This window comes from Actinospica acidithermotolerans, from assembly GCF_018139625.1.
GTDB classification, from domain to species: domain Bacteria; phylum Actinomycetota; class Actinomycetes; order Streptomycetales; family Catenulisporaceae; genus Actinospica; species Actinospica acidithermotolerans.
On the sequence record NZ_JAGSOH010000272.1, the window covers coordinates 1 to 1,442 of the forward strand.

The window sequence follows — 1,442 nt, forward strand, 5'->3', positions numbered from 1 at the left end:
CCCCCATCCGAACAGTATCCGATCAACTACCTCCAGTGTATGTGGCGGGTCTGACAAAAGGTGCTGAAGCGGCCAGAGGGCTAGAAAACCCTTTTGGGGTCGGAGTGGAATTCGGCCTTGGTTGGATCGGCCGAGCCCCCTGGATGTGTAGGAGAACGCTGATATGCAGTGCGGGATGCGGATGCGTCGCCCCTGCGGTCGAGCGGCACGCGCACCCTCCCGCCGAGGTCGAGGTCGTGGTGCTCTCCTCGCCTGGCAGGCGCAGCCCTACCAGGGTTCTGCGGGGGGTGGTGGCGGAGCAGCCTTAACTAGTGGCTTGTCACGCAGCCTCGGCCGGGTAACTGGTCCAGCTGCGGATGGGTGAGCTCTGGGCGAAGTTGGTCTTGGGGCGGGCCTGCTTGTCGTAGTTCCGGACGTAGCCGGCGATAGCGGCGTTCTGCTTGGCGTGGCTGCGGTGGTCGGTGCCGTTGAGGGCGAAGTACCGCAGTGCGGCGAACTCGGACTCGATCCAGTTCAACCAGGACCCGTAACTCGGCGGGGACCGTCCTGGCGATCAGGCAGATCCGCTCACGCGTGTCCTGGCTGATCGTCGGTGGACGGCCCCCGCTCCATTTTGGGTCCAGCGCCTCGAACCCCCGCTCGTTGAACGCGTGGATCACATCGCGCACGTAGTCGTCAGTGACCTGCATCAGCGAGGTGATGGCCGGGACCGACTGGCCCTGAGCGGACATCATCACCACGATCGCCCGCCGCAGCCTCACCGGATCCTTCGCGGTCCGGGTAATGCGCTGCAGCTTGCGCCCCTCTTCCATCGACAACGACCGGACGAACACCTCGGGTCGACGAGCCACAACCGCCTCCAAGAATCAGCTCTCGGAGACAGGCTGCCGACCCGGCCGGGCCAGATCAACTACCCGGCCGACACGCCACGTCCAACCTCGCCCACCGGCCAGGAACACTCGCCGACCTCGCAGTGGTAGCAGCGTGCGATGACACCGTCGTGGTTGTACCACTCGTGGTCACCACAGTCACCAGCGCCCTTCCCAGCGATCCCGCGGTTGATCAGGAAGCATGGCAGCCGACATCGCAGCCGGGTCCGCCACCGATACCTGCCTCCACCCGTCATGCCGCAAGGCTACTGAGCCGAACAACACGATTACCCGGCCAACGTTGCGCGACAAGTCACTAGCGGAGACCTTCGGCCATGTGGCGCAGGCCTGATCAGGTCCGTCTGTTGCGCTTAGGCGCACGGACGTCGGGCTACTCGATCTCTTGGCGACGTCGTGGTGCAGGTCTCGCAGCCACGCGGCCGTCGCGTCGTTGTCGCGGCGTTGTCGCGGCGGGCGGGCCAGGGTGTTGCCTTGGTCGGGGTCAACCCGGCGAGCGGCGTGGTCGCGATGACTAGGTCGAGCGTTTCATGGCGGTGCTGCTCGACCCGGGGC

At 65.7% G+C, this 1,442-nt stretch carries 1 protein-coding gene and 1 pseudogene; both read right to left on the reverse strand.

Going from position 1 to position 1,442, the window contains the following annotated elements:
- Window positions 1-319: 319 nt before the first annotated feature.
- Window positions 320-517 carry a hypothetical protein gene (locus KDK95_RS36545; protein ID WP_249162335.1) on the reverse strand — a complete coding sequence of 66 codons (198 nt, stop codon included), beginning with the start codon at window positions 515-517 and terminating at the stop codon, window positions 320-322.
- A gap of 112 nt (window positions 518-629) precedes the next feature.
- Window positions 630-812, reverse strand: a pseudogene (locus KDK95_RS38455) (helix-turn-helix domain-containing protein); the annotation flags it as partial.
- Between the last annotated feature and the right edge of the window lie 630 nt (window positions 813-1,442).